Genomic DNA, 24789 nt, shown 5'->3' with positions numbered 1-24789 from the left:
GCGACCCCGGCCGGAGGGGGGTTGGCCGGGGTCGCGGTGGGACGGCCGCATGAGCGGCCGAGACTGTGTGGTCGTTAGGGGCCGGCAGCGGCGCTTCCCAGCGTGGCAGTTGCAGCGGCCTCCTCGAGCATGTCCTCTGTCTTCTGGTCGCGGTTGCCCGTCCCGAAACCGGGAATACGGAACGACCGTTTGGTGGCACCGCCCCGCTTCTTCTCGTCCGAGCTGCGACCGTAGACGAGCCACATCACGAACGTCGAGATGATCATCAGCAACACCGTGTAGACAAACGTCTTGGCAGTGGCGTCGCCGGTGCCCTCGTTGCGGGTCGCGTTCTGGATCACGATGCCCAATGGCTGGTGAAACGGACTCGCGAGGAACACCGCGGTGTCGAACTCGGCGAGCAGACTGTTGAAATTCAGCGCGGTAATGGCCGCGGCAGTGGGCAACACGATCGGTAGCAGCACCTTACGGAACGTGTAGAGATCACCCGCCCCTAGCATCGACGCGGCCTCCTCCATAGATTGCGGGATGCCGGCAAAGGACGCCCGGAGCAACCGCAGCGTGAACGGAATACGTTGAGCCACATAGGCGATCAGCAACAGAACCAGGGTTCCGGTCAAGACCTGGTTGCCCACCAGAATGTTGGGAAACGAGAACGTCACGATGAAGCCGACTGCGATCATCGCCGCCGGGAGCACCCACGGAATGTGCAGGAGATAGTCGATCGTCGTGGTGATCCAGTTGGGAAACCTGGTGATGATGCGCGAGGTCGGCAGGATCAACGCGATCACGATAAGACCCGTCAGCGCGGCGTACATGACCGACAGGATCAGTGGCTGCAGTGACGAGTAGTCGGTAAGCACATCGGCGTAATTGTCGAAGGTGAAGCTGTCGGCTCGGAAGTCTCCGGTCCGGATGGTCCGGGCGTCGGTGAACGAATAGAGCACGATCAGCAGTGGTGGCAACACGTAGACGAGGAACAGTAGATAAGCGAGGACGTGCATCGTGATGCTCGCCCAGCGTGTCTCGAACTTCTGACGCTCCACCGCCGAGGGCACCTTCGACACCGACACATAGGTGCCACCACTCTGGATGCGATTGAGCACGGCGAGCAGGATCAGCGTCGAGATGCCCAGCACTAGCGCGAGAACGATCGCCAGGTCGCGCGAACGCGGCACGCCGGAGAACGTCAGAATGGTGGGCGCGATTGTCTGGAACTGGGTGCCGCCCAACACCTGTGGCGCCGCGAACGCGCTCAGGCCGCTCAAGAAAGTGAGGATCGTGGTGGCGAAGATCATCGGCTTGATGGTCGGCAGCACCACCGTCATCAGGATCTTCCAGTTCGATGCACCCAGTTGTCGTGCGGCCTCGATGGTCTGGTTGTCGACCTTGGCCAAGGCCGCGCTGAGGAAGAGCATCTGCTGGCCGGTGCCGCCGAGGGTGAGCACCGTGATCACACCCACCGCACCGGTGAACCAGTTGGGATCGATGCCGGGAAAGATGCTCGTCAGGATCTGGGTGACGATGCCGTTGTCGCCGAAGACGAACTTGTAGCCGGCCACCGCCACAACACCGCTGTAGATCAGCGCGGTGCCGAAACCCAGCCACAGGTACTTCGACCCCTTGATGTCGAAGTAGCGAGTCACCAGCACGATGAAGATGCCGAGGATGTTGACGGTGATGCACAATGCGATCGCCAGGATGAAGCTGTTACGCAGAGCCCGCATCGCACTATCGGAATTCCACACCGCCTCCACCGCGCGTAACGACAACTCGCCGTCGGGAAAGAAGACATCGCCCAACATGCGTACGTTCGGAACGATGAGGAAGGTGATGATGAACCAGAGGAGGATGATGCCCAACACGATCACCATCGGTGACCGGAACATCGTCCGAATCGAGTTGTTCATTTAACTCTCCGACGTCTCTGTCTCGGGCTCCAGTTCGTGAGGCTGCTCGTACTGGAGAACGAACTCGGGTCGTATGCCCACCGACACCTTGTCGCCGATTTCGAATCCCGCGCTGCCGCGGGCACGTTCGACGCCTTTGACCACGTCGTTGAAGACCTCGAGGCGATACGACGAGAACTGGCCGTGAAATGCTTTCGACATGATTTCCGAGTCGATCCGAACCCCGTCGACAGGAGCGTCGAGTGGCTCGATGTCCACTTTCTCCACGCGAATGTAGCTTGACTTTTTCGGGTCCAGCGAACCGCCGTGAGCGTTGAGGTGCTCGACGGTCGACCTCGTGAGCTTGTTCGCCTCGCCGATGAAGTTGCACACGAACTCGGTGTTGGAATCGTTGTAGATCTCGGTACCGGAGCCGATTTGCTCGATGTTGCCCTTGTTCATGACCGCGATGCGGTCGGACATCATCAGCGCCTCCTCCTGATCGTGCGTCACGTAGACCGTGGTGATGCCGAACTCGGTTTGCAGGTCCTTGAGCTGCACCCGCAACTGGGCGCGCAACTTGGCATCGAGGTTCGACAACGGCTCGTCGAGCAGCAGGATCTTGGGTCGGGTGATCAGGGCGCGAGCGATGGCCACGCGCTGCTGCTGGCCGCCAGACAGTGCGGAGATCTCTTTGTCGAGCTGCTCGTCGCTGAGCTCCACCTCGCGTGCGATGCTGCGAACACGTTCGTCGATCTCGGTCTTGTCGGTCTTCTTGACACGCAGGCCGAAACCGATGTTCTCCCGGACGGTCATCGACGGGAACAACGCGTAGTTCTGGAAGACCATGCCGATGTCGCGTTTGTCCGGCGACTTGTCGTTGACTCGCTCGCCCTCGATCCTGATCTCACCGGTGGTCACCGGCGCGAATCCGGCGAGCGCGCGCAGCGCTGTCGACTTTCCGCACCCCGACGGTCCGAGGAACGTGAAGAACTCGCCCGGGGCGATGGTGAGGTTCATCGGGGGGATGGCGAGGAAATCGCCGTATTGCACGGTGACTGACTCGTAGTCGATCATTGCAGGTACTCCAGAGTGGTCGTCTCGATCCATTCGTCGAGGTTCTCGGCAACAAACCGCCAGTCGATCTGTTGGACGTTGTAGGAGTTTGCTTCCTTGATCGCTTCCTGGTTGGCCGTGGCCCGTGCGTCTTCGTTGATCGGGACGTAGTAGAACTCGTTCGAGAACTCGGAAGTGACCTGCGCGCTCCCCCACCAGTCGATGAAGTTGGCGGCGAGTTCAGCGCGCGGCGTGTTGTTGACCATGGCGACGCTCTCCACGACCATCGGGACGCCGATCTCGGGATTGACGCCCTTGGTCTGGATGCCGTACTGCTTCTCGCGCGGAATCCGACCATGCATCCACATCTGCCCCATCGAGACCTGTCCGGTCGCCATACGGGCGTAAAGGTCAACACCTTCGACAGCGCGGTTGCCGTGCGCGAAGAACTGCTGGATTGCGTTCCATCCGGCGTCGGAGATCCCTGCGCGCCCACCGTTCTGCGCGTACCGCACCAAGATTCCCGCGATCACCGTCTGCGACGTCATGCCGCCCAGGGCGGACGGCGTCTCGTACTGACGCCAGAACTGTTGGTTCTGCCAGAGATCGGGCCAGTCTTTTGGAGCCGTCTCCGGTGACCATTTCGCTGTGTTGTAGACCAGCAGGATCGGGAACCGGTACATCGGCCAGAAGTGGGAGCGGTCACCGTATTGGTCACTCACCGCGTCAGCCCAGGCCGGCGTGTACGTGTCGAGTACCTCGTCGTCCACGAGCTGATAGAAGTAGGCGTCGTTGAGGCCGAACACCACGTCGGCCTGGGGTCGGCCACGCTCGGCGAGCAGTCGATTCTTCAGATCGCCGCCACCGAGGTCGACGTAGGTCACGTTGAAGCCCGCTTCGGAGGCCTTCTTCACCATCCAGTCGCCACGGCCGTCCGAAGCCGCATTCGTGTAGACCACCAGTCTGGAGCTCGAACCCGAGGCGCACGCGGTCAGGCCGGTGGTGGCCGCCAGCCCCAATCCTCCGCCGATGACGGCAGTGCGCAGAAAGTTCCGGCGCGACATTTCGAATTTCATTGCCAGTCAGGTCCTTCTGTCGGAGCGAACGCAAACGCTCCACCACTGGCTGTCTGTGGCGGATGCGACCAAATGATGAGCGCCGGAAATCGATATCACCCCGGTGGGTCATTTGAGCTTCACTTCTTGTTCAGCTGTGTGTTACCGTGATAAGCCAAGTGTCAGTGGCGATTTCGTTCGCTCGGCTTACGCACGTGCGTAGCGTAACAGCAGCGCTGGAAGGCGGTATGACGCCTTTTTGGGGGACGAATTCCAGAACGCACAACATTGATCCCGGTTGATATGATCGCGAAAGTTACGTCCCCGGCCGCGTTTATCGGCGTCGGGGATGTGGAGCCTTGCGGCGGATTCAGATTTAAAAGAGGACGACCATGATCTGCGCGAGAAGCACTTTGACGATCATGCTGATGGGAAACAGCACCGCGTAGCCGACGGCCACGCGCTGGTCGGGCACACGACTCATGGCGAAGGCGTAGGGGGCGGGATTGAGCTGCGAGCCGGTGAGTCCTCCCAGTGCCCGGGCCGTTCCGTAACCCAGGATGTTGCGATCGCCGACCACGCAGATCACCGCATGGATCGCCGAGATCCCCACGCCGAGCACGACGAGTGCAATGCCGTTGTCGGCCAGCGCATCCACCAGTCCGGCGCCCGCGCCGAGGCCGACGGCGACGAGGAACAGCAACAGCGAGTACTGATTGAGCGTGTTGGCGACGTTGCCCGGCAACGTCCACACCACGGGGCCCGTTCGCCCGATCGCGCCGAGGGCCACGCCGACGATGAGCGGGGCCGTGGCGGTTCCGAGTATCAGCGTGCCGCCGCCGGGAAGTGGGATCTGCACGAAGGCCAGCAGCAGGCCGATGGTGAGGCCGAGTCCCAACCCGATCGGATTGATGTCCGATGCCGCGCGCTCGGAGTCGCCGAGCGCGGCGCCGATCTCCGCAAGGCGCTCACGCGGCGCGGTGACGCGCAGGCGGTCACCGCTCTGCAGGATGAGGTCCGGAGTGGCGATGATGTCCACGTCGCCGCGCCGCACCCGGCTGACCACGGCGTCGAACCGCTCCTCGAGCCGTAGGGTGTGCAGTTCGCGTCCGACCAACGCGGGGTTGGAGAGCGTGATCCGCCGGAAGTCGATGGCACTTCGATCCAGCCACGGCTCGCTCGTCGCCGGGCGGCCGAGGTCGTCGGTGATGGTCGCGGTCTGGTCTTCACGTGCGGTCACGGTGAGTAGATCGCCCGAGCGGAGCGTCTCCTTCTCACGTGCGACGACCGTGGCCCCATCGCGCGTCATCCGGGAGATCACCGCGGTGTACTTGCGTTCGAAGTCGGCGACGGTCAGATGCGGGTCGCCCACCACTTCGAGGGTGCGGACCACGATGGGTGCCACATGCTCGCGGTCTTCGGCTGTGGGTTTGCGGCGGCCGACCGCGATCAGATAGGTGCACGCGAGAATGGTGAGGATCACCGTGATGGGGTAGGCGACGGCATAGCCGATGGCCGGTTCGGGCGGGATGGGTCCGTCACCGGCGAGTTGTTCCTGTACCGCTCCGAGTGCGGCGGTGGCGGTTCCCGCCCCGGAGAAGGAGCCGGCGATGGTGCCGATGTCGAGTCCGAAGGCCTTGCCCACACCCAGTGCCACTGCAGCCATGCCGAGGATGGCGACGATCGAGACGAGTGCCGGTTTCCACCCGGTGCGGATGGCGCCGAGAAATGCCGGTCCGGCCGAGATCCCCACCATGTAGCAGAACACACACAGTGACATGCTGGTCACCAGTGGCGGCAGATTGATATCGGGTTCCAGCGCGGACAGGGCCAGCGCGGCGAACAGCGCGCCCGCGGGACCAAACGATATGGGGCCGAACGGAATGCGTCCAAAGGCACATCCCACCCCGACACAGAAGAACAATGCGAGCAGGGGACTGTCGACGAATAGGTGCATGGCGCGCTCCCGAATTCGAACCCATCGAAGGAGGGTTGATCGTAGAGACGATACGTGAACGACGATGACTGACAGCCTGTGTCGGACAAGTCGACCGAACGTTCATCGCTGGGTCTCCGCCCGGCCGCACACGATCTTGCCCACCCGAGGAACATGCCAACCTCCAAATAGTGGAAATCGGGCGACCTTGTGCGGATCGGTGGCACTCTGGAAAAGCAATTGACGAAAAGGCGCACAGTGGGTGGTGAAGGCGGAATGACCGGTACGCATGGTGGCGATCGCGGCGGCGACCCTGAAGTCGCGTCGGGTGGCTCGAACGGTCCGGATGACGCCGCCGCGCCCTCCGACAGCACGCTTCTCGACGGCTACTACGTCCGCCGGGTCTTCTGGTCGCTGGTCGGTATCGCGCTCATCGGTCTCGGGTCGGCCACTCTTCGCGTGGCGAAACTGGGCGTCGATCCCTATACCGCGGCCAACATCGGCATCAGCAACACGATCGGCATGGACCTGGGCACCTACCAACTCATCAGTAACGTGGTGCTGTTCATTCCGATGCTGTTCTGGGGACGCAAGTACATCGGAGTCGGCTCGATATTGAACATGGTTCTGGTGGGCTATTTCATCCAGTGGTTCACCACATTGCTCGATCCCGCGGTCCCCGACGATCCGTCCCCGTTGCTGCAACTCGTCATGTTCGTCATCGGGATCGGGCTGTTCGCCTACGGTGGCTCGCTGTACATGACGTCGGCCCTGGGCAATTCGCCCTACGACGCGATTGCGCCGATGATCGTCGACCACGCCGGCGCGCCCTACCGTGCGGTTCGCGTCATCCAGGACCTGACCTTTCTGGTCCTGGCCGTGGTGTTCCACGGGCAGATCGGTCCGGGCACTGTGGTGACCGCGTTCTTCGCCGGGCCGCTGATCGACACGTTCACCGAGAAGGTGAACAAGCCGTTGATGCGACGCGACCTCACGGCCGCGAGTGCGCGTCGATCACGAATCGTCATGGGCCGATCCCACTTCTGACTGCCCGAGCGGGCATCTGGGTCTCACACTTGCGCTAATGTCGAAAGTGGTGGGGTCCGAAGTCGGCGTGGCGGGGGTGCGTCGCGTGCAGGTCGAAGGGACAAGCATGACCGATTATGTTGCGGCAATCAGTTTTCCGGAGAAGTCGACGGCTTACGAGGTCTACAACTCCATCACCAATTCGGAGGTGTCCGCAGAGTTCGTTTCCGCCGCGATCGTCGAGCGTGACGACGCGGGCCATCTCACGGTGACCGAGGGCGGCGATGTGGAAGCCGGGGATGCCGTTGTCGGCGGCTCGTTGATCGGTATGCTCGTCGGCCTGCTCGGTGGTCCGCTCGGTGTGCTCCTCGGCTTCGGTCTCGGCGCTGCCGGTGGTGCGGTGGTCGATGCCGGCAGGTCCGACGACCACGACGATGCGATCACCGAGTTCGGGCGTTCGATCCCGGCCGGCGGGAATGCGCTTCTCGCACAGACCGACGAGGCCGACACCGCACCCCTCGACGCGCTCGTGTCCAAGTACAACGGCACGATCGTCCGACGCCCCCTCGACGACGTCATCGCAGAGCTCGAAACCCAGGAGGCGGCCGCCGAGGCGGCAGCCGACGCCGCCCGCGAGTCGATGCGCAAGGAACGCAAGGCCGAGCGCAAGGAGAAGCGCGAGGAGCGCGTCGCCGCACTCAAGAGCAAATTCTCCAAGAGCTGAGGCTCCGGGGGAGTCGGGCCCTCAGCCTTGTCGACCCTTGTATCGCGGGTCCTTCTTGTTGATGACGAACAGCCGTCCACGGCGTCGCACCACCTGTGCGCCCGGTTTGTTCTTCAGCGACCGGAGGGAGTTACGTACTTTCATGTCGGTCTCCTGTTTCAGCGCATGCCGTAGCGACGTCGGAACCGTTCCACCCGGCCTTCGGCATCGACGAGTCGCCGGTTGCCGGTCCAGAACGGATGCGACTTGTCGGTCACGTCGGCGATGACGAGCGGGTAGGTGTGTCCGTCGGTGAACACCACGGTCTCCGACGACGTCGCGGTCGAACGGGTGAGGAATTCGTCGCCGGTGGCCGCGTCGCGGAACACCACCGGGTGGTAGTCGGGGTGGATGCCTGGCCTCATGATCGTTCCTGTCTGTTGTCGGTTCCGTTGGATGGCTGTGCCGACGACGCCGGCGAGTTTTCGGCGGCGTCGTCGCACGGGTCGGTGTGGGAGTGTCCGAACGGGTCTGGGTAGGCGAGCCATAGTTGTTGTCCCAGAGCCATTTCCGCATCGGTCAGGCATGCGCGGCGCAGTTCTTCGAGGATGTGGTCGGGGTCGGCGTTGTGTGCGAGCGCAACGATCGACGAGTGGCGGTCGCCGAAGGTCTCGTCCCAGCGCAGGGCGGCCATCGCGAGCCGCTCGTCCGGCTCGAAAGTCCGTTCCTCGTCGGTCATCGCGGCCAGCCACGGGCCGCCCAAGCACACCTGTAGACCGCCGCCCGCCGATTCCAGCCACAACGCGTCGTCGGGTTGGGTGGCCAGCCACAGGCGTCCCCGGGAACTGACCACACCGTCGAGTAGTACGTCGATGGCGTCGTGCAGCCGTTCAGGGTGAAAAGGCCTGTCGGAGTGAAACTCCACGAGTTGCACGCCGCACTCGGCCTCGAGCGGGGGCGTGCCGCGTAGCAGGGGATCGTGCGGCATGTCGATCCGCCCGCGCCGCGCCGTAGGGCCGATGGCGGCGAGCAGGCGGGCCGCCATGAGCGGGGTCATCGGCCGTGTCGGTGTGGGCATCATCGTTGGTGCGCCCGGCGCGAGGCGTGCCAGCACGGCCACCAGGCGTGCCGCTCCCCACGCGTCGCGATCCTCCGGTGCGCACGCGGTCATCACGAGACCGTCGGCAAAGGCCACCTGGCCCACGGCGATCTGGGCCAGTGTTCGTTCGTCGTCGACCACTCCCTGCCGCGCATCCGACAGGGGTACGTCGCCGGTGGCATCGTCCAGCCACGTCGACTCGTCGACGCAGGTGATGGTGGCGTGGATGGTGACGTCGTGCCCGGCCGGAGCATCGATGTAACCGGGGACGCCTGCGACGATCATGCTCGTGACGGCGTCGCTCACGGCCTCGGGTTCCATGATCGGATCGAGTGCCAGGACGATCGTGGTCACGTTGCTGCGCCGATGCAGTCGGCGTAGCAGTGGCAGCAGGTCTTCGCGCATCGTGCAGCTGACGCATCCGTGCGCGAGTGTCAGGTCGGTGACGCTGAGGCACTCCACGCCCTCGAGGTCGACCGTGCGCACGGTGCGCGTGATGACGCCGTCGGCCAGTCGCGTCAGATCGTGATGCACGAGTGCGGTCCCGGCCACCACGAGCGATGTTGCCGCACGATCGACCGCGCTGGCGTCGAGCCCGCAGACCATGATCATCGGCGTTCGTGTGTCCTTCACCGGACTCCTCTCGTATTGGTAACGATTGTCATTTATCGGTCGCCCACGCTACAGTTGTCAGCGCAGTATTGCGAATCGTTGTCATTAGTCATGTGCGTTCGCGCATATGAGAGGAGGGATTGTGTCGGCACGTTGTCAGGTCACCGGGCGAACGCCGGGGTTCGGCAAACAGGTATCGCACTCGCACAGACGGACGTCGCGACGGTGGAACCCGAACGTTCAGCGTAGGCGGTATTACTCTGTCGCCGAGGGGCGTTCGCTCACCTTGTGGGTCAGTGCGAAGGGCATCAAGACCATCGATCGCCACGGGATCGATGCCGTGATCGCCGACATGCGTCGTCGCGGGGAGATGATCTGATGGCGCGCAACGTGATACGCCCCATCATCAAGCTCAAGTCCACCGCCGGAACGGGTTACACATACGTCACGCGGAAGAACCGACGCAACGATCCCGACCGCATGGTGTTGCGCAAGTACGATCCCGTCGTCCACCGCCATGTCGATTTCAAGGAGGAACGCTGATGGCCAAGAAGTCCGCGATCATTCGCAACGAACGGCGCCGCGAGACGGTGGCGCGGTACGCGCAGCGGCGCGCCGAGCTCAAGCACTTCGCACGTACCGGCGTCACCGACGCCGTACGCGCAGAGGCCCGTCGGTCGCTGCGGGCGCTTCCGCGCGATGCAAGTCCGGTGCGCATCCGCAATCGGGACGCCATCGACGGCCGCCCACGTGGATTCATCGGCAAGGCGGGCGTCTCGAGGGTGCGCTTCCGGGAACTCGCGCACCGCGGCGAACTTCCCGGAATCTCAAAGGCCAGCTGGTGAACCACGCCGTTCTCGGCGTCGTGGGCGGGGTGGATTACAAGGACGTCTCCACACTCCGGCACTTCCTATCCGACCGCGGTCGCATCCGCGCACGAAGCCTCACCGGATTCACTCCGCAGCAGCAACGGCAGGTGGCCACGGCCATCCGTAACTCCCGCGAGATGGCTCTGCTTCCCTACGGCCGCTGATCCCGTGGGGCTCACCCCGTTGCCCACTACGACATCGCGGCGGCCGTCGTCGCGGGCGCACATGACGAATGCGGCCACCAGCCTTGGTCGCGGCGCTGAAAGGGGAGATGGTCAGTGCTACACGGGATCAGTGCTACACTGAAATGTGGCAAATCTGACGATCACGGTCGACGACGAGGTGCTCAAGCGGGCGCGGGTCCGCGCTGTGGAGCGCGGCGAGTCGGTGAATCAGTATCTGGCGCAACGTCTTGTCGAGTATGCGGATGCAGATGCTGCAAGCTCACGACGACGACGCGCGGCTGCCCACTTTGTGAGCTTGTCGCGTGAGTTGAGCGGAAGCAGCGACGGCACGGGCTGGACGCGTGACGAGCTCTACGACATCGAGGCCGATCGGTGACCATTTTCCTGGACACGAATCTGATTGCCTACCAGTTCGACGACTCTCTACCCGACAAGCAGGCGCGTGCCCGCGAGGCGTTCATCGCAAGCGCCACGGAAGCCGTCATCAGCACCCAGGTGCTCATTGAGTTGCATTCGGTGCTGACGCGGAAGCTGGGACGTACGCGCGCCGACGCCGCGCGAGTGCTCGACACTCTGCCGCTCGATGTTGTTGCCGCCGACGCCGAACTCGTTCGGGTCGCCGCCCGTACAGCCGCAACGCACGAGCTATCGATCTTCGACGCGATGATTGTAGAAGCAGCGGTCCGCGGCGGCTGCGACGAGCTCTGGACTGAGGACCTGGCAGACGGCAGCACCCTTCGCGGTGTGCGCATCATCAACCCGCTGCGTCGTTCTGGATAGCGCATATCGCTGATCGCAGACCGACGTGGGTCGGGCCGGAGAACCCGGGTGCTACAGCATCCAGATTCTCCAACACCACCCAGATGCAGCGTGACCACCGGCCGGGCAGTCATCCCGGTCGCTTCGACATGAAGTAGCCCGCTCCGACCGAGGTCAGAGCGGGCTTCTCGTCGGTGGAGCTACTGATGCCGAACGCCACTGTCGGATCGCGGGGGATCTGCGCCACAGTAGAGGTATGGCAGCAGCAGAGTCGGCGACAATCCGCAGTGGGGTGGTGCACTGGCGACGACTCGTCGCCTACTGGTTGCTCGCCTGCGCGTTCTCGTGGTCGTGGTGGATTCCGTTGGCGCTCGACGGCGCGATCACGAGACCGGGTCAGGGGTGGCCCACGCACCTGCCCGGCCTGCTCGGCCCGGCGTTCGCCGCGGTGGTCGTGGTGGCGGCGACCGAAGGGCGAGATGGGTTGCGCGGGTTGTGGTCTCGGATGACTCGCTGGCGCGTCGCGTGGTGGTGGTACGCGCTGATCATCGCGACCGTCGCGTGCGCATTGCTCGCCTACCCGGCTGCCTGGCTGTCGGATTCCGCCGCCCCCTCGGCAGCCGACTTCGCCTCGTACTCGGGCGTCGGCACGGTGCCCATCGTCGTGATGCTGGTCTATGTCGTGATCGTGAACGGCTTCGGCGAGGAGACCGGCTGGCGCGGCTACCTCGCCGAAGGGTTGCTGAACCGGTTCGGGGCCGCGACGACCGGTCTCCTCGTTGCCGTGCCCTGGGCGCTGTGGCATCTGCCGATGTTCTGGGTGGTGGCGTCGTTCCGGGATTTCGGTGTCGGCGGGACGATCGGCTGGTTGATCGGCCTGACCGCGGGCTCGGTGGTGTTGGCCTGGATGTACGCCGGAGCCGGGCACAGCGTGCTGATCGTCGCGCTGTGGCATACGGCCTTCAATCTGACGTCGGCCACCGACGCCGCTTCGGGGCTGCCCGCAGCGGTCAGTTCGACCCTGGTCATGTTCGCCGCCGTGGCCATCGGTATCGGCGCAGTGGTCGCGGCCCGTCGCCGAACGCGACACGCGGCCAGTTCCGGGCAATGAACCCACCTAACCCCGGCCCCCTCGATGACGCACCGTCAATCAGGAAGAGCCGATTAACCCGCGACCTCCGGAGTCTGCCCCGACAATGAGGAACCCCCTCCGACGTAGGTCGGAGGGGGTTTCTGATTGTGGAGCTAAGGGGACTCGAACCCCTGACCCCCACACTGCCAGTGTGGTGCGCTACCAGCTGCGCCATAGCCCCGTGTGCTGTTGTGTGCCCTCGGATCACTCCGAAGCGCACTCGCGAAACTACACCATGGTCCGGAATGGAACCAAATCCGTTCGACTCTTCCCAGGGCTAGCCTTGATGCATGACTCGCCTCAACATTCCGGACCGCGTGGCGCAGCGACTCGACCACGAGCAGGTCATCTGGCTCACCACCGTCGACGTTCACCGCGCTCCGATCGCCACACCGGTGTGGTTCCTGTGGCATGACGATCGGTTCGTGATCTTCAGTCAGCCGGCCAAGGCGAAACTGCGCAACATTTCGTCACAGCCCACCGTGTCGATGCACTTCAATTCGAGTCCCGGTGGCGGTGATGTCGCGGTGTTCGTGGGTGACGGACTCGTCGACGAGGTTGGTCCCGCACAGGAGGAGGTCTCGGCCTACCTCGCGAAGTACGCCGACGCGATCCCTGGGATCGGACTCACCCCGGACGGCTTCCTCGAGTCGTATTCGGTTCTGGTGCGCGTCACCCCGCGTCGGCTGCGGAGTTGGTGACCTTCGCTTCCGTGGTCCTCCGAACAGCACTCTGCCCGACCAGGCAGCAGGACGCGGCGAACCTGATCGGGCAGAAGGCGACTGAAGCGGCCGTGGATGGCCGCGGTGCGTCAGTGTGCGGCTTCGAACGCCTCGAGGACGGTCAGCGGGATTCGCCCGCGATCGCTGACCTCGTACCCGTTCTTGGTGGCCCACTTGCGGATTGCCTGGGTCTGTTCCTTGCTGCGGGCGCCGCCGTTGGTCGCGGTGCGCTTGGCTGTGCGTGATCCGCCCGACCGCGACACTGTGACGTATTTCGCGAGGGCGTCACGAAATTGCTGGGCGTGCTTCGACGACGTATCGAACTCGTAGCTCTTTCCGTCGAGGCTCCAGCGGACCGTTTCGTAGTTGTCGAGAACCTTGCCGTCGATGTCATCAACTACCTGGACGATTTCTTTCTTGGCCACGAATCTCTCCCGATACCTCTTGTGGTGTTCTTTTGTTGTGCGCAAGAACTGTCTCGCATCAATCGGCGGTTGCCCAAATCGACAGTTTGTGCGTCTTCCCATTTATACACGGGTCATAAACCAATGGGAAAGAGCGGTGTCCCGGCGCGCCGGTCACGCTTCTGTAAGGTTATGTGACTTTGTGAATCCGAGACTCGGCAGTGTGATCTTTGTCGTACATCAGAAAATTGTGAATTCACCGTGTCGGAGTAGTGGTTTCTCCGGGTTCCGGAATCTTCTCCCGGGTGTCGAGCGTCGGCCCGAGGTCGGCGGTCGACGGCCCCACCAGCGCCCCGGGAGCGCGATCGGACGCGCGGAGCGGAGCGTAACCTGTTGCAGTGAGCGAGAATCCGGCGCGGGAACGAGACTCGAGACAATACAAACCGACCGTTTGTACGAGGCAGGAGAATCGACCGACGGAAATGGTGTCTCCATAGTCGACGATCGCGCTTCGATAGAGCACGGGGTGTTCGTCGGTGCAGGCACCTTGTCGGGATCCGGAGGAGTCGAGCACCACTACGCTCTCAGACCAATCACAGGAACTCGGTAGCGTAGACGGGCGCTTCGCGCGGGTTTCGATGTTTTCCATCCGGCATGCGAGGGTGTTGCGGTCGTTGTCACCCGTCGAGCAATTGACCGTGCGGTCGGGCGTGGAGAAGTGATATCCGGACGTCTGCTGTACCGGTGATCCCGGTGACGTCGAACCCTGCCGATAGCGCGAATTGGCTGCCCGCGGAGCCATCGCGATAACCCGCCCGATCGTCCAACTCGGCAATGCGGTCGGTGTCTCACTCTCGAGTGCTGCCGTCGCCGAGGCGGTCGAGATCTGTGATTCGGTGGACAGAACGTCGGTGGGGGGCACCACGATGGTCGACGGGCGGGTGTCGGTGGACAAACCGCATCCGGCCACTCCTACACCGATCACCACGAGTCCGACCAGCGCCGGGACGGCGAGAAACCGCGTTCGTCGTGGTCCGTACCCTTGCATATGTGTCGACCCCCAAGATCGCGCTGTTCTACGTCTTTGCGCCGCTGCCTGACCCGGAAGCCATCCGGCTGTGGCAGCAGACCTTATGCGAGTCCCTGGGGCTGCGGGGCAGGATCATCGTGTCACGACACGGAATCAACAGCACCGTCGGCGGGGACATCCGTCAGGTGAAACGCTACGTCAGGGCCACCCGCGGATATCCCGCGTTCCGCGACGCCGACATCAAGTGGTCCGACGGCACCGGCAACGACTTTCCACGCCTGTCGGTCCGGGTACGCAGTGAGATCGTCACCTTCGGGGCGCCCGACGAGATCGAGGTGACCGCGGACGGGGTGGTGGGCGGAGGAACGCGCCTCACCCCCGACGACCTGCACCGTCTCGTCGAGGAGCGCGGCGACGAGGTGGCCTTCTTCGACGGGCGAAACCATGTCGAGGCCGAGATCGGGCACTTCGCCGGCGCCATCACGCCCGAGGTGACCTCTACGCGCGAATTTCTGCCGCTGCTCGACAGTGGGGCCTTCGACGATCTGAAGGACCGGCCGGTGGTGACGTACTGCACCGGAGGCGTGCGCTGCGAGGTGCTGAGCATGCTGATGCGCCGACGCGGATTCCGGGAGGTGTACCAACTCGACGGCGGTATCGTCCGCTACGGCGAACGCTTCGGCGACGACGGACTGTGGGAAGGATCGCTGTACGTCTTCGACAAGCGCATGTCCACGGACTTCTCCGACCACGCTGCCGTGGTGGGACGGTGCGCCGAGTGCGGGCAACCGACCAGCAATGTCGCCAACTATCCCGACGCCCTGGGTCGAGCGCTGGCGGTGATCTGTCCCGATTGTCTCGCCGCGGTGGCCGTCGAGTCCGCATGAGGCGGTCGTCGATTCCCGTGGTGGTGATCGCGGGGTTCCTCGGCGCGGGTAAGACCACGCTGCTCAATCACCTGCTGCGGGTCGGCGGCCGTTCGGGACGGGCACGGCTGGGAGTGCTCGTCAATGACTTCGGATCGGTCAACGTCGACGCGCTGCTGATCGCCGGGCAGGTCGACGGTGCGATCAGCCTCGCCAACGGCTGTATGTGCTGCGCGGTCGACCGCGACGGGCTCGACTCAGCGCTCAGCGCCTTGCTGCGGCCGTCGGCCGGCCTCGATGCCGTGGTGATCGAGGCCAGCGGGATCGCCGAACCCAAGGCCCTGATCCGGATGATCTCGTCGGCGCGACACCCGAGGATGCACTACGGCGGACTCGTGTACCTGGTGGATGCCGCACAGTTCGGCACGATGCGCCGACGGCATCCGGAGATCGACGGACACGTGGCCGTCGCGGATCTCGTGGTGATCAACAAACGCGACCTCGTCGACGAGGTGACCCTGCGTGACGTGAACTCTGTTGTCGGCGAGCTCAATCCGACGGCGCCGGTGCTGACGGTCAACGATGCCGCGATCGATCCGGACGTCCTGTTCGACCGAGTCGATTCGCCCGAGGCCGCCGACACCGGGCCGCGGCAGCTGACCCTCGACGAACTCATGGCCGACGACCACGACAGCGATCACCATGACCACGACTGGGCGGTCGACGACGATCACCGGCACCTGCACGAGCGGTATCAGTCTGTGGAACTGTCCACCGACGCGGCCGCCGATCCGCGCCGGCTCGCGGAGCTGCTGCAACGGCCACCGGCCGGTTGCTACCGGATCAAGGGAGTCGTGTGGTTCGACCTGCCGGGATCTCGCGGACGCTTCAGCGTGCATGGTGTGGGCGGATTCGTGCGCGTGCACCGGGAGCCCTGGGGCACGGCGCCGCCGCATACCGACGTGGTCCTCATCGGTGTGGACATGGACACCGCGGCCGCTCGTGGGGCTCTCGATGCCGTGATCGCCACGGAGGCGACCGCCGCCGACGAACACGGCATCCTGCACATCACGCGGCATCTTCCGCAGGGGTGATGCACGCACGCGGTGTCGCGACAACCTCGCGATGTCGGTGACGTCACAGCTGTCTAACGAAATCCCGTCGTACGAGGTCACCGATTTCCGCATTGCGCACAGGGCTGCTTAGCTGTTAAAGCTGTGACTGTTGTGACCAGTGTTGCGTGCGGGAAGGAGTGCGGCGTCGTCGCGAAGTGATGCGACCGGCGTCCAAACCAGGATGATCCAGAAACGACATCGCCGTTTCCGGCGCACCGGGTGGCGCCTCGGTGCCGCGACCGTTGCGTTCGTGGCCGCCATCGGATCCGTGTCCGCGGTGACCGGGGGCGCTGCGCCTGCAGCGGCCGCCCCCGCACCCACAGCCGGGGGCACGGCATTGCTGGGCAAGACGATCTTCCTGGACCCGGGTCACCAGGGCGGATCGGCCGGGCACGACCTCGCCAAGCAGGTCCCCGACGGTCGGGGTGGCAAGAAGGACTGCCAGACCACAGGGGCAACCGGGGTCAACGGCGCGAAGGAACACACCGTCACCTGGCAGATCAGCGAGCTGGTGAAAGCGGGCCTGGAAAGTCAGGGCGCGCGCGTGGTTCTGAGCCGTCCCGACGACACCGGCTGGGGCGGCTGTGTCGACGAGCGCGCCGCGGCCGCGAGTCGTTCGGGCGCCGCGGTGGCGGTGAGCCTGCACGCCGATTCCACGGTCAACGGAGCCGACAATACGAAAAAGGGCTTCCACATGATCGTGCCCGCACTGCCGATCCCCGATCCCACCGTCAACCGCGTGCAGTCCGGGGAAGGACGCAAGGCGTCGACCATCATGCGTGACGCCTTCGTCAAGGCGGGTTTCCCGCCCGCCAACTATGCAGGCGCCGATCAGGGCATTCAGACGCGGTCGGATATCGCGGCGGTCAACCTCACCACCATTCCCGCGGTGTTCATCGAGATGGGCAATCTGTCCAATCCGCAGGAGGCGGCTGCGCTGGCCGGCCGCGACGGTCAGCTCAAATACGCGATGGCCGTGACGAATGGAATCCTGAACTACGTGCACCCCGGGGCGGCGCCGACCACCTCACCGGGCACGTCCGCACCGGGCACGGCCACCTCGCCGGGCACGGCCACCACGCCGGGCACCGCCGGCTCCGATGACAACGGCTTGTCCATCGTGATCCCGTTTGTCGAGCAGCTCCTCAAATCCAAGGACCCGCAGCAGATCGCCTCGCTACTGCTCTCACAGGGTCCCGACGTGTCCGCCCAGGTGCTCGGCGCGATGCTCAACGTGATCTACGGCCTGTTCGGCGGCAAACTCCCGATCGGGTGAGCCCGATGCGCGGGCGCGCCGGTGTGACGTGCGACGCAGCCCGCGCGGCTAAGGTCGTGGCATGGGGATCAAGGATCTGTTCGTGATGGACACGCCGGTGCCGACGCTGCGCGGACGCAAGGTGCTCATCACCGGCGCGGCCAGCGGGATCGGCCGGGCGACCGCCGTGGCGGCGGCGGCCCAAGGCGCCGAATTGGTGCTCACCGACCTGCATGCCGAACCCCTCGACGCAGTGGCCGCCGACATCACCACCGACGGGGGCAGTGTGCTGTTCCATCTCGCCGGTGACGTGTCGGACTTCGAGTGGGTGTCGGCGTTCGCGCGTCAGGTCGACGCCGAGGTCGGCGTCATGGACGTGGTGATGAACGTGGCCGGTGTGTCGGTGTGGGGCACCGTCGAAAATCTGCAGCACAAGCACTGGCGCACCATGGTCGACGTCAACCTGATGGGCCCGATCCACATCATCGAATCGTTTGTGCCGCAGATGATCCGCCGCGGACACGGCGGACATCTGGTGAACGTGTCGTCGGCGGCGGGACTGCTGGCCCTCCCGTGGCACTCGGCCTACAGCGCCAGCAAGTTCGGCATCCGCGGGGTGTCGGAGGTGCTGCGGTTCGACTTACGCCGCCATCACATCGGTGTGTCGCTGGTGTGCCCCGGTGCGGTGGCCACGCCGCTGGTCAACACCGTCGACATCGTCGGTGTGGACCGCGACGACCCGAGGGTGGCCTCGCAGATCGCGAACTTCCACCGCATTTCGGTGACCCCGGAGAAGGCTGCCGCGGCGATCCTCGACGGGGTGCGCAAGAACCGGTACATGGTCTACACCTCCTTCGACACCCGATTCGCCTACTGGTGGGCACGGAAGTTCGCCTGGCCCTACGAGATCGTGATGAGGATCGCCAACGACCGCTTCGACTACCTGGGTCGCGTGGCCGGGCTCACATCGCGGACCGACGCCGGGCATACGACCGCCACCGAGATCGGGTCCGACAGAGGGTGACCGACACCTTCGTCAAGCGACAGTCCGGTGCCGATCCGGACCTCTTCGCGGCCGAAGCGGCGTCGTTGCGCTGGCTCGGTGAGGCGGGGGCACCGGTGGTGGAGGTGGTGTTGGTGAGCCCGCAGCGAATCGAGTTGCAGAGACTTGTGACTCGTGCGCCCGACCCCGAATCGGCTCGCGAGTTCGGAGTTCGTCTGGCCCGGATGCATGATGCGGGTGCGCCCGAGTTCGGTTCGCGCCCAAACGGTTACACCGGCAAGCAGTTCATCGGCGTGCTTCCGCTCAGTACGCGCACCCACGCCAACTGGGGCGAGTTCTATGCGAACGAACGCGTGCTTCCCTACGTCGATCGTGCCGTGGCCGCCGGGAACGTGTCGCCCGCCGACGAGGCTGCTGCGAGGCGTGCCTGCGAGTTCATCGCCGACGGTGCGTTCGACGACGGGGCCTCGCCGAGCCGGTTGCACGGCGATCTGTGGAGCGGAAACGTGATGTGGACCCCGGACGGGGTGGTGCTGATCGATCCGGCTGCCCACGGCGGGCACCGCGAAACCGATTTGGCGATGCTGCAATTGTTCGGCTGTCCGCAGCTCGCGCACATCATCGCCGGCTATCGCGACGCCTCGCCGCTCGTCGAAGGTGCCGAAGCCCGTGTCCCGCTGCACCAGATGCATCCCCTTGCGGTACACGCAGTACGGCATGGTCCCGGCTATGGCGTGGCACTCGGGGATGCGGCACGGGCCACCCTGGCGCTGATGGGCTGAGTCGCCCGCGCGATCATGTCAGGCATGGATGGCTACCCGTTCATCCGCGGCGATGAACTCGATCCGACAACGCTGATCGTGTCCGCGACGCACGCCGAGGCGCGATACGTGCCGTCGGGTGCGCGGCTGCTGATCACCGGTATCGGCAAGGTACGTGCGTCGACCGCGCTGACCAGAGCGCTCAGTGTGGTGCACGGAGCGCCGATCCGGAGGGTGATCAACATCGGTACCGCCGGCGCGCTGCACGATCACCATGGGGGGCTGTTTCTGCCCTCGGTGGTGGTGGAACACGACATCAGCGCCACGGAACTGCGCGCGATGGGTTATCCCGTGATCGATCGCTGGGAACTGCCCGACGGCGACGGCTCGGTCCTCGCTTCCGGCGACACCTTCGTCGCGGATCCAGTTCGCCGCGCCGAGTTGGCCACGACCGCCGACCTGGTGGACATGGAGGGATGTGCGATCGCCCACGTGGCCGCGGAGTTCGGCGTCGCCTGCCGTCTGGTGAAGGTGGTCAGCGATCGGGCCGACGAACAGGCCCTGGATTGGCCCACGCTGGTCGACGGCGCAGCGCGACAACTGGGGGACTGGATCACCGGCCGCAGGTAGTCAGGAAGATGCGCGCCTGCAGAGTTGGGGACTCAGCGCTGATTACGCGAACGGGTGGACGGATAACTCGCTGATGCCGTCCCCTCACGCGCTGCGGATTCGTAGGTGGCGAGGTCGGCCGCCGCGGAGACGGGACGCCTGGCGGCGCGGGTGGCCGAGGGCCGATCGGCCGCGGGGGCACTTTCGCGTACCGCTCTGGCCGCCGGGATGGTGGTCGTCACCGCATCTGCGGGGTCGCCGAGTTCCTCACCGGCACGTCGGCGCTGGACCTCACCCGCGGTCGACCGCGAGCGGGTGCCCGGCGACGCGGTGGCCGTCGACGATGTCGCTGCTGCGCCGGCTGCCTCCCTGCGCTGAGCGTCCCGGCGTCGGGTCTCACCTCGCTGGTTTTCCCGGCGCTGGATCTCACCGCGCTGAGGATCGGGCTGTTGGGCATCACGACGTTGTGCCTCACGACGCGGCATCTCACTGCGCTGGGTGTCCCGGCGTCGGGTGTCCCGGCGCCGTGTCCCTCCGGTTCGGCTGTCCGCGGACTCCGCACGGGCCACGGCGGCGTCATCGCTACGGGCCGGCCGCGGCTTGCGTTCGCGGTCGGGCGCACTCGTGTCGGGTCGCGCGTCGTCGCCAGTGGCCGCTTTCGATCTCGCCGAGGGTCGCGAGCCTCCGCCACGAGGACGTTCGGTCGGGGCGTCGCCCTTGTCACGGGTCATGAACCAGCGCGCCAGCACCAGCAGCAATGTCACCACGAACGTCAACGCCATCCATGGGAAGTCGTTGGCGATCGGTAGCAGCACCTTGAACACCAGGCTCTTGAGTCCGGACGCCTCGTCGGCGTTGAGTCCGTACAGGGTGATCATGCCCACGCCGAAGGCGATCAGCGGGGGCTGTGCCGCCGCGGTGAACAGGGCGCGCCGACGCACCGCGAGGGCGGCCACGACGCAGCCGAGCAGATAACAGAAGTTGAACACCGCGCCGAGGGTGTCGTTCGCGTTGGCATCGATCGCGGCACCCACAGCGGTGACTCCCGCGGCGACCAGTACCGCGCCCCACCAGGGGAGGCCACGCACCGACGGGAGCACCGACTGTTGATCGAGGGGCACCGCCGACCGGCTTCGCTGGGGAAAGGGCACATGTAGACGGTACCGGTTATCGCGCGGATTCCCGTCAACCGCTCGCTGATGTTGGGTGTGCGGTGGTATCGACGGGCGTCGAGGTGCCCGATTCACGGGTTTCGGCATGTGTGCCCGATCGCGCGGCTACCCGTACGGTGGCGTCGATCATGTCGGGGACTGCGGGCTCGGCCAGGTCGCCGAGCGCGTCGAGCGAGGCGAGTCGCCGTGCCGTGACGCCCACCCGGGTGTCGATGACCCCGACGGTGGAGTTGTAGGCCTCGACCGCCCGGCGCAACGATCCGCCGACACGGTCGAGGTGGGCGAGCACCGATTCGAGCCGGTGGAAGAGTTCGACGCCGAGTTGATGGATGACCGCGGCATCGGCGGTCATCGCGTCGTGACGCCAGCCGAGTGCAACCGTGCGAAGCAGGGCGATCAGGCTGGTGGGGGTGCACACCACCACGTTCTGCGCGAATGCGAACTCGATCAGTCCCGGATCGGCGCGCGCAGCGGCTTCCAGCACCGCGTCGCCCGGAACGAAGAGCACCACGAATTCGGGCGCGTCGTCGAAGGCGGTCCAATACGACTTGCCCGACAGCGTCGCGATGTGGGTGCGCAACGCCCGGGCGTGATCGGCGAGGAGCGCATCAGCCGCGGCCGGATCCGTGGATTCGGTGGCGTCGAGGTAGGCGTGCAGGGGCACCTTGGCGTCGACGACGATGCTGCGACCGCCGGCCAAGTGCACCACCAGGTCGGGGCGCACGTCGCCGGTCAGGTCCGAGTGGGCCGACACCTGGGTGCTGAAGTCGCAGTGTTTGGTCATACCGGCGAGCTCGACCACCCGCTCGAGTTGCAACTCGCCCCAGCGGCCACGGACGTGCGGGGTGTGCAGCGCATTCGCGAGCGCCTGCGTCTGATCGCCGAGGCGTACCGACGCGGTCTGCATGCCCCGGACCTGTTCGGTCAGGCTCGAGTAGGCGCTGATGCGGTTGTGCTCCACACGTCGCAACTCGTCCGACAGCTGGCCGAGCACCGCGCGCAGCGGTTCCACGATGTGGGTCACGTGACTGCCGATCGCGGTGGACTGCCTGCGGGCGGCGTCCTCGGACGCCGACGACAGTGACCGCGCCGCGAGTTCCTGCGAGGCACGGACCGCCGCGGCGTCGGCACGGGCCGCCGACACGGCGGCGGCCGACCGCGAGGCGTTCGCAAGCCATCCGATGACGACGCCGAGCACGAGTCCGGCGATCAGTGCGCACACGGTGAGGAGCATGCCCCGATGGTGCACCCAGGCACCGACAACGCCGGACGATCAACGCCGGACGATCAACGCCGGACGATGTCGACCCGACAGCGGGTCAGGCGGCGGCCCGTACCGCCGCCTCGTGGGCCAATAACCACTGCTTGGTGGGCAGGCCGTACCGGAACCCACCCAGCTTGCCGTCGCCGCGCAGCACACGATGACAGGGCACGAACAGTGCCGCGGCGTTGCGGGCACAGGTGGCGCCGGCGGCGCGTACCGCCGTCGGTTCGCCGGTGCGGGCGGCCAGGTCGGCGTAGCTGACCGGCTCGCCGGGGACCACTGTGCGCAGGGTCTGCCACGCCCGCTCGAGAAACGGTCCCGACCGCTGTCGCACCGTGATCGCGTCCACGGCTGACACCTCGCCCGCGTAGTACGCCGACACTGCGTCGGTGATCGCGGTGAGTTGCCCACTACGAATCGCGCGGTCGGGACGGATGGCCCGATGGACGAGCGCGAGCAGATAGTCGGGATCATCGGTCCACCCGGACGCCAGGACGACGCCCGTGCCGTCAGCGATCACCGTGAATGTGCCGTTGGGTGTCGAGACCGAGGTGTACGCCGCGGCGTCGCCGGTCGGGGCATCGGTGCGGGTGTCGGGGTCGGTGGTGGTCATCAGGAGTCTCCTCGCAGGTTGTCGGGGGTGGGTAGGGGGCGGCGGGCGAGTCGATGACGCCACAGGTGCATCGACGCGTAGGACCGCCACGGTGCCCAGGAACCGGTCGCGGTGAGGTCCACACCGAGATCGGCGGCCGCATGCCGGATCACCAGATCGCGCCCGAGCAGGATGTCGGGATCGCCGGTCACCTGCATCGTCACGTAGTCGGCCGTCCAGTCACCGACCCCCGGAAGGGTCAGTAGTCGGGCACGCAAGTCTGACGCGGCAACCCCCGCATGTGGTTCCACCGTTCCCTCGGCGAGTGCTCCGGCAGCGCACACGACGGCCTGCACGCGGCGCGCCGGGCCGCGCAGAGCTCCGTGGCCCCCGGCCGCGATGGCGTCGGGAGTGGGAAATGCGCGCCACCCGCCCGGCCACGCCGTGTCCGCGCCCAGGGCGGCGACCAGTCCACCGAGGTGGTGGCGGGCGGCCTGCACACTGATCTGCTGGCCGATCATGGTGCGGATGAGCGCTTCGGCAGGGTCGACGCAACCCACGAGCCTCGTTCCCGGGTGCGCGATGATCAGCGGCGACAGTGTGAGGTCGGCGCGCAGCGCCTCGGCGGCGGCGGCCGCGTCGGCATCCAGATCGAGTAGTCGTCGCACCCGGTTCACCGCCGTGCCGAGATCTCGCATGTCGAGGTAGCGCACACCGACTGCGACGTGGGCCCGACCTCGCGCGGCGTTCGATCCGGGTGAGATCTCGACCAGCGCCGGTCCGTGCGGCAGCGAGAGCACCCGCCGGTAGCACCAGATGCCCTTCGGGTCGCCCGAGAATTCCTCGACGCCGGGTATGGCGTGCGCGCGCAGAAGCAGGGCCGGCCACGCGGGATCGAACGGCTCGCGCACGGGCAGTCGCAGCGACACCCCGTCGCGTGGGGAAACGGGCTGCGCGGCACCCCGGGCGCTTCCGGAGCTGGGGACGCGTAGGGCCCGCAGTCCGGTGGGCGTGAGGCCGAATACCTCTTTGATCGTGTCATTGAACTGCCGCACGCTGGCGAATCCTGCTGCGAACGCGATGTCGGCCATCGGCATCGCGGTGCACTGGATCAGGATGCGCGCGTTGGTCGCGCGATGGGCACGGGCGATGGCCAGTGGTCCGGCTCCCAGCTCCGTGGTCATGACACGGGTGAGGTGGCGCGACGAATAGCCCATCCGGGTGGCCAGGCCGTCCACTCCGGTCCGATCGATCACCCCGTCCTCGATCAGACGCATCGCACGTGACGCCAGGTCGGCGTTCACATTCCAGCGCGGCGACCCGGGCACGGCGTCGGGTGCACAGCGTCGACAGGCGCGGAATCCGCGGGTCTGCGCGGCTGCCGCGGTGAGAACGAAGGAGACGTTCTGCGGACGTGGGGTCTGCGCCGGACACGACGGACGGCAGTAAATGCCGGTGGTGTGAACGGTGACGAAGAACTGCCCGTCGAATCGCGTGTCGCGTGCCTGCAGGGCGCGGTAGCAGCGATCGAAATCGAGGTCACCGGTCACGGTGGTCGTGGCGTTCACTCTTTCACTGTGGCATGCCGTACAGGGGCGATTCTGGCGGGAATCGGACACCGGATTAAAATTGAGTTTGAGAGGAGTAATGGTGACGGAGACCACACACTCCTGGC

The 24789-nt window shown here is 65.6% G+C and carries 28 protein-coding genes and 1 tRNA gene; 16 read left to right on the top strand and 13 right to left on the bottom strand.

Annotated elements, in window-relative coordinates:
* Window positions 1-74 precede the first annotated feature (74 nt).
* The 4 genes from ACWDTD_RS01445 to ACWDTD_RS01430 form a co-directional block, all read right to left on the bottom strand.
* Entirely contained in the window at window positions 75-1910 is a 1836-nt protein-coding gene (locus ACWDTD_RS01445; protein WP_449745270.1) for an ABC transporter permease, read from the bottom strand.
* Window positions 1911-2966, bottom strand: a complete 1056-nt coding sequence (locus tag ACWDTD_RS01440) for an ABC transporter ATP-binding protein (protein ID WP_449745269.1) — start codon at window positions 2964-2966, stop codon at window positions 1911-1913.
* Window positions 2963-4021 (bottom strand): substrate-binding domain-containing protein, encoded by a 1059-nt coding sequence (locus ACWDTD_RS01435; protein ID WP_449745268.1) that lies wholly within the window; start codon window positions 4019-4021, stop codon window positions 2963-2965. The genes ACWDTD_RS01440 and ACWDTD_RS01435 overlap by 4 nt, the downstream gene beginning before the upstream one ends.
* A 355-nt stretch (window positions 4022-4376) precedes the next feature.
* Window positions 4377-5957 carry an aspartate:alanine exchanger family transporter gene (locus tag ACWDTD_RS01430; RefSeq protein WP_449745267.1) on the bottom strand — a complete coding sequence of 527 codons (1581 nt, stop codon included), beginning with the start codon at window positions 5955-5957 and terminating at the stop codon, window positions 4377-4379.
* Window positions 5958-6212: 255 nt separating this feature from the next.
* On the opposite strand from ACWDTD_RS01430, the gene ACWDTD_RS01425 reads away from it, so the two are divergent.
* Both ACWDTD_RS01425 and ACWDTD_RS01420 read left to right on the top strand, forming a co-directional pair.
* Window positions 6213-6983 (top strand): YczE/YyaS/YitT family protein, encoded by a 771-nt coding sequence (locus ACWDTD_RS01425; protein WP_449745266.1) that lies wholly within the window; start codon window positions 6213-6215, stop codon window positions 6981-6983.
* Window positions 6984-7089: 106 nt separating this feature from the next.
* Complete coding sequence (locus tag ACWDTD_RS01420; protein WP_449745265.1) at window positions 7090-7686, top strand: DUF1269 domain-containing protein; 597 nt, start codon at window positions 7090-7092, stop codon at window positions 7684-7686.
* A gap of 21 nt (window positions 7687-7707) precedes the next feature.
* Here the strand turns inward: ACWDTD_RS01420 and ykgO are convergent, their stop codons facing one another.
* The 3 genes from ykgO to mrf are packed head-to-tail and all read right to left on the bottom strand — an operon-like array spanning window position 7708 to window position 9376.
* Entirely contained in the window at window positions 7708-7830 is a 123-nt protein-coding gene (ykgO, locus tag ACWDTD_RS01415) for a type B 50S ribosomal protein L36 (RefSeq protein ID WP_082946557.1), read from the bottom strand.
* 14 nt (window positions 7831-7844) lie between these two features.
* On the bottom strand, window positions 7845-8090 hold the full coding sequence (locus tag ACWDTD_RS01410) for a type B 50S ribosomal protein L31 (RefSeq protein WP_449745264.1): 246 nt from the start codon (window positions 8088-8090) through the stop codon (window positions 7845-7847).
* Window positions 8087-9376: a ribosome hibernation factor-recruiting GTPase MRF gene (gene mrf, locus ACWDTD_RS01405; RefSeq protein ID WP_449745478.1), complete on the bottom strand. Its 1290-nt coding sequence runs from the start codon at window positions 9374-9376 to the stop codon at window positions 8087-8089. Before mrf ends, ACWDTD_RS01410 begins: the two co-directional genes overlap by 4 nt.
* Before the next feature lie 142 nt (window positions 9377-9518).
* Here mrf and rpmB point away from each other — a divergent pair, with 142 nt between their 5' ends.
* The 7 genes from rpmB (at window position 9519) to ACWDTD_RS01370 (ending at window position 12300) form a co-directional block, all read left to right on the top strand.
* Window positions 9519-9755 (top strand): 50S ribosomal protein L28, encoded by a 237-nt coding sequence (rpmB, locus tag ACWDTD_RS01400; RefSeq protein WP_449745263.1) that lies wholly within the window; start codon window positions 9519-9521, stop codon window positions 9753-9755.
* Window positions 9755-9919: a 50S ribosomal protein L33 gene (gene rpmG, locus ACWDTD_RS01395; RefSeq protein WP_449745262.1), complete on the top strand. Its 165-nt coding sequence runs from the start codon at window positions 9755-9757 to the stop codon at window positions 9917-9919. Before rpmB ends, rpmG begins: the two co-directional genes overlap by 1 nt.
* Window positions 9919-10221 carry a 30S ribosomal protein S14 gene (gene rpsN / locus ACWDTD_RS01390; protein WP_449745261.1) on the top strand — a complete coding sequence of 101 codons (303 nt, stop codon included), beginning with the start codon at window positions 9919-9921 and terminating at the stop codon, window positions 10219-10221. The genes rpmG and rpsN overlap by 1 nt, the downstream gene beginning before the upstream one ends.
* Entirely contained in the window at window positions 10215-10409 is a 195-nt protein-coding gene (gene rpsR, locus ACWDTD_RS01385) for a 30S ribosomal protein S18 (RefSeq protein WP_449745477.1), read from the top strand. The genes rpsN and rpsR overlap by 7 nt, the downstream gene beginning before the upstream one ends.
* A gap of 145 nt (window positions 10410-10554) precedes the next feature.
* Window positions 10555-10806: a hypothetical protein gene (locus ACWDTD_RS01380; protein ID WP_449745260.1), complete on the top strand. Its 252-nt coding sequence runs from the start codon at window positions 10555-10557 to the stop codon at window positions 10804-10806.
* Window positions 10803-11210 carry a PIN domain-containing protein gene (locus ACWDTD_RS01375; protein ID WP_449745259.1) on the top strand — a complete coding sequence of 136 codons (408 nt, stop codon included), beginning with the start codon at window positions 10803-10805 and terminating at the stop codon, window positions 11208-11210. The genes ACWDTD_RS01380 and ACWDTD_RS01375 overlap by 4 nt, the downstream gene beginning before the upstream one ends.
* Window positions 11211-11445: 235 nt before the next feature.
* Window positions 11446-12300, top strand: coding sequence for a CPBP family glutamic-type intramembrane protease (locus ACWDTD_RS01370; protein ID WP_449745258.1), 855 nt, complete (start codon window positions 11446-11448; stop codon window positions 12298-12300).
* 129 nt (window positions 12301-12429) lie between these two features.
* On the opposite strand, the gene ACWDTD_RS01365 is transcribed toward ACWDTD_RS01370, so the two are convergent.
* Window positions 12430-12502, bottom strand: a tRNA-Ala gene (locus ACWDTD_RS01365).
* 109 nt (window positions 12503-12611) lie between these two features.
* Between ACWDTD_RS01365 and ACWDTD_RS01360 the strand changes: the two genes are divergently transcribed.
* A complete protein-coding gene (locus ACWDTD_RS01360) occupies window positions 12612-13022 on the top strand; it encodes a TIGR03667 family PPOX class F420-dependent oxidoreductase (protein ID WP_449745257.1) in 411 nt (136 codons plus the stop codon).
* Between the two features lie 110 nt (window positions 13023-13132).
* Here the strand turns inward: ACWDTD_RS01360 and ACWDTD_RS01355 are convergent, their stop codons facing one another.
* Entirely contained in the window at window positions 13133-13468 is a 336-nt protein-coding gene (locus ACWDTD_RS01355; RefSeq protein ID WP_449745256.1) for a histone-like nucleoid-structuring protein Lsr2, read from the bottom strand.
* A gap of 1029 nt (window positions 13469-14497) precedes the next feature.
* Here ACWDTD_RS01355 and trhO point away from each other — a divergent pair.
* From trhO to ACWDTD_RS01325, 6 genes are all read left to right on the top strand, one after another.
* Window positions 14498-15364, top strand: coding sequence for an oxygen-dependent tRNA uridine(34) hydroxylase TrhO (trhO, locus tag ACWDTD_RS01350; RefSeq protein ID WP_449745255.1), 867 nt, complete (start codon window positions 14498-14500; stop codon window positions 15362-15364).
* Entirely contained in the window at window positions 15361-16437 is a 1077-nt protein-coding gene (locus tag ACWDTD_RS01345) for a CobW family GTP-binding protein (protein ID WP_449745254.1), read from the top strand. Before trhO ends, ACWDTD_RS01345 begins: the two co-directional genes overlap by 4 nt.
* A gap of 202 nt (window positions 16438-16639) precedes the next feature.
* Window positions 16640-17734: an N-acetylmuramoyl-L-alanine amidase gene (locus tag ACWDTD_RS01340; protein WP_449745253.1), complete on the top strand. Its 1095-nt coding sequence runs from the start codon at window positions 16640-16642 to the stop codon at window positions 17732-17734.
* Window positions 17735-17795: 61 nt separating this feature from the next.
* Window positions 17796-18737, top strand: coding sequence for an SDR family oxidoreductase (locus tag ACWDTD_RS01335; protein ID WP_449745252.1), 942 nt, complete (start codon window positions 17796-17798; stop codon window positions 18735-18737).
* Entirely contained in the window at window positions 18734-19498 is a 765-nt protein-coding gene (locus ACWDTD_RS01330; RefSeq protein WP_449745251.1) for a fructosamine kinase family protein, read from the top strand. Before ACWDTD_RS01335 ends, ACWDTD_RS01330 begins: the two co-directional genes overlap by 4 nt.
* 24 nt (window positions 19499-19522) lie before the next feature.
* Entirely contained in the window at window positions 19523-20107 is a 585-nt protein-coding gene (locus tag ACWDTD_RS01325) for a nucleosidase (protein WP_449745250.1), read from the top strand.
* 32 nt (window positions 20108-20139) lie between these two features.
* Here the strand turns inward: ACWDTD_RS01325 and ACWDTD_RS01320 are convergent, their stop codons facing one another.
* The 4 genes from ACWDTD_RS01320 to ACWDTD_RS01305 form a co-directional block, all read right to left on the bottom strand.
* On the bottom strand, window positions 20140-21237 hold the full coding sequence (locus ACWDTD_RS01320; protein ID WP_449745249.1) for a DUF6542 domain-containing protein: 1098 nt from the start codon (window positions 21235-21237) through the stop codon (window positions 20140-20142).
* A gap of 34 nt (window positions 21238-21271) precedes the next feature.
* A complete protein-coding gene (locus tag ACWDTD_RS01315; RefSeq protein WP_449745248.1) occupies window positions 21272-22492 on the bottom strand; it encodes a DNA recombination protein RmuC in 1221 nt (406 codons plus the stop codon).
* Window positions 22493-22577: 85 nt separating this feature from the next.
* Window positions 22578-23135: a methylated-DNA--[protein]-cysteine S-methyltransferase gene (locus tag ACWDTD_RS01310; RefSeq protein ID WP_449745247.1), complete on the bottom strand. Its 558-nt coding sequence runs from the start codon at window positions 23133-23135 to the stop codon at window positions 22578-22580.
* Window positions 23135-24682: an Ada metal-binding domain-containing protein gene (locus ACWDTD_RS01305; protein ID WP_449745246.1), complete on the bottom strand. Its 1548-nt coding sequence runs from the start codon at window positions 24680-24682 to the stop codon at window positions 23135-23137. Before ACWDTD_RS01305 ends, ACWDTD_RS01310 begins: the two co-directional genes overlap by 1 nt.
* Window positions 24683-24789 lie beyond the last annotated feature (107 nt).

Source organism: Gordonia sp. NPDC003425, from assembly GCF_053588635.1.
The sequence above is the reverse complement of the archived record's forward strand: the minus strand, read 5'-3'. Positions and strand labels throughout refer to the sequence as shown.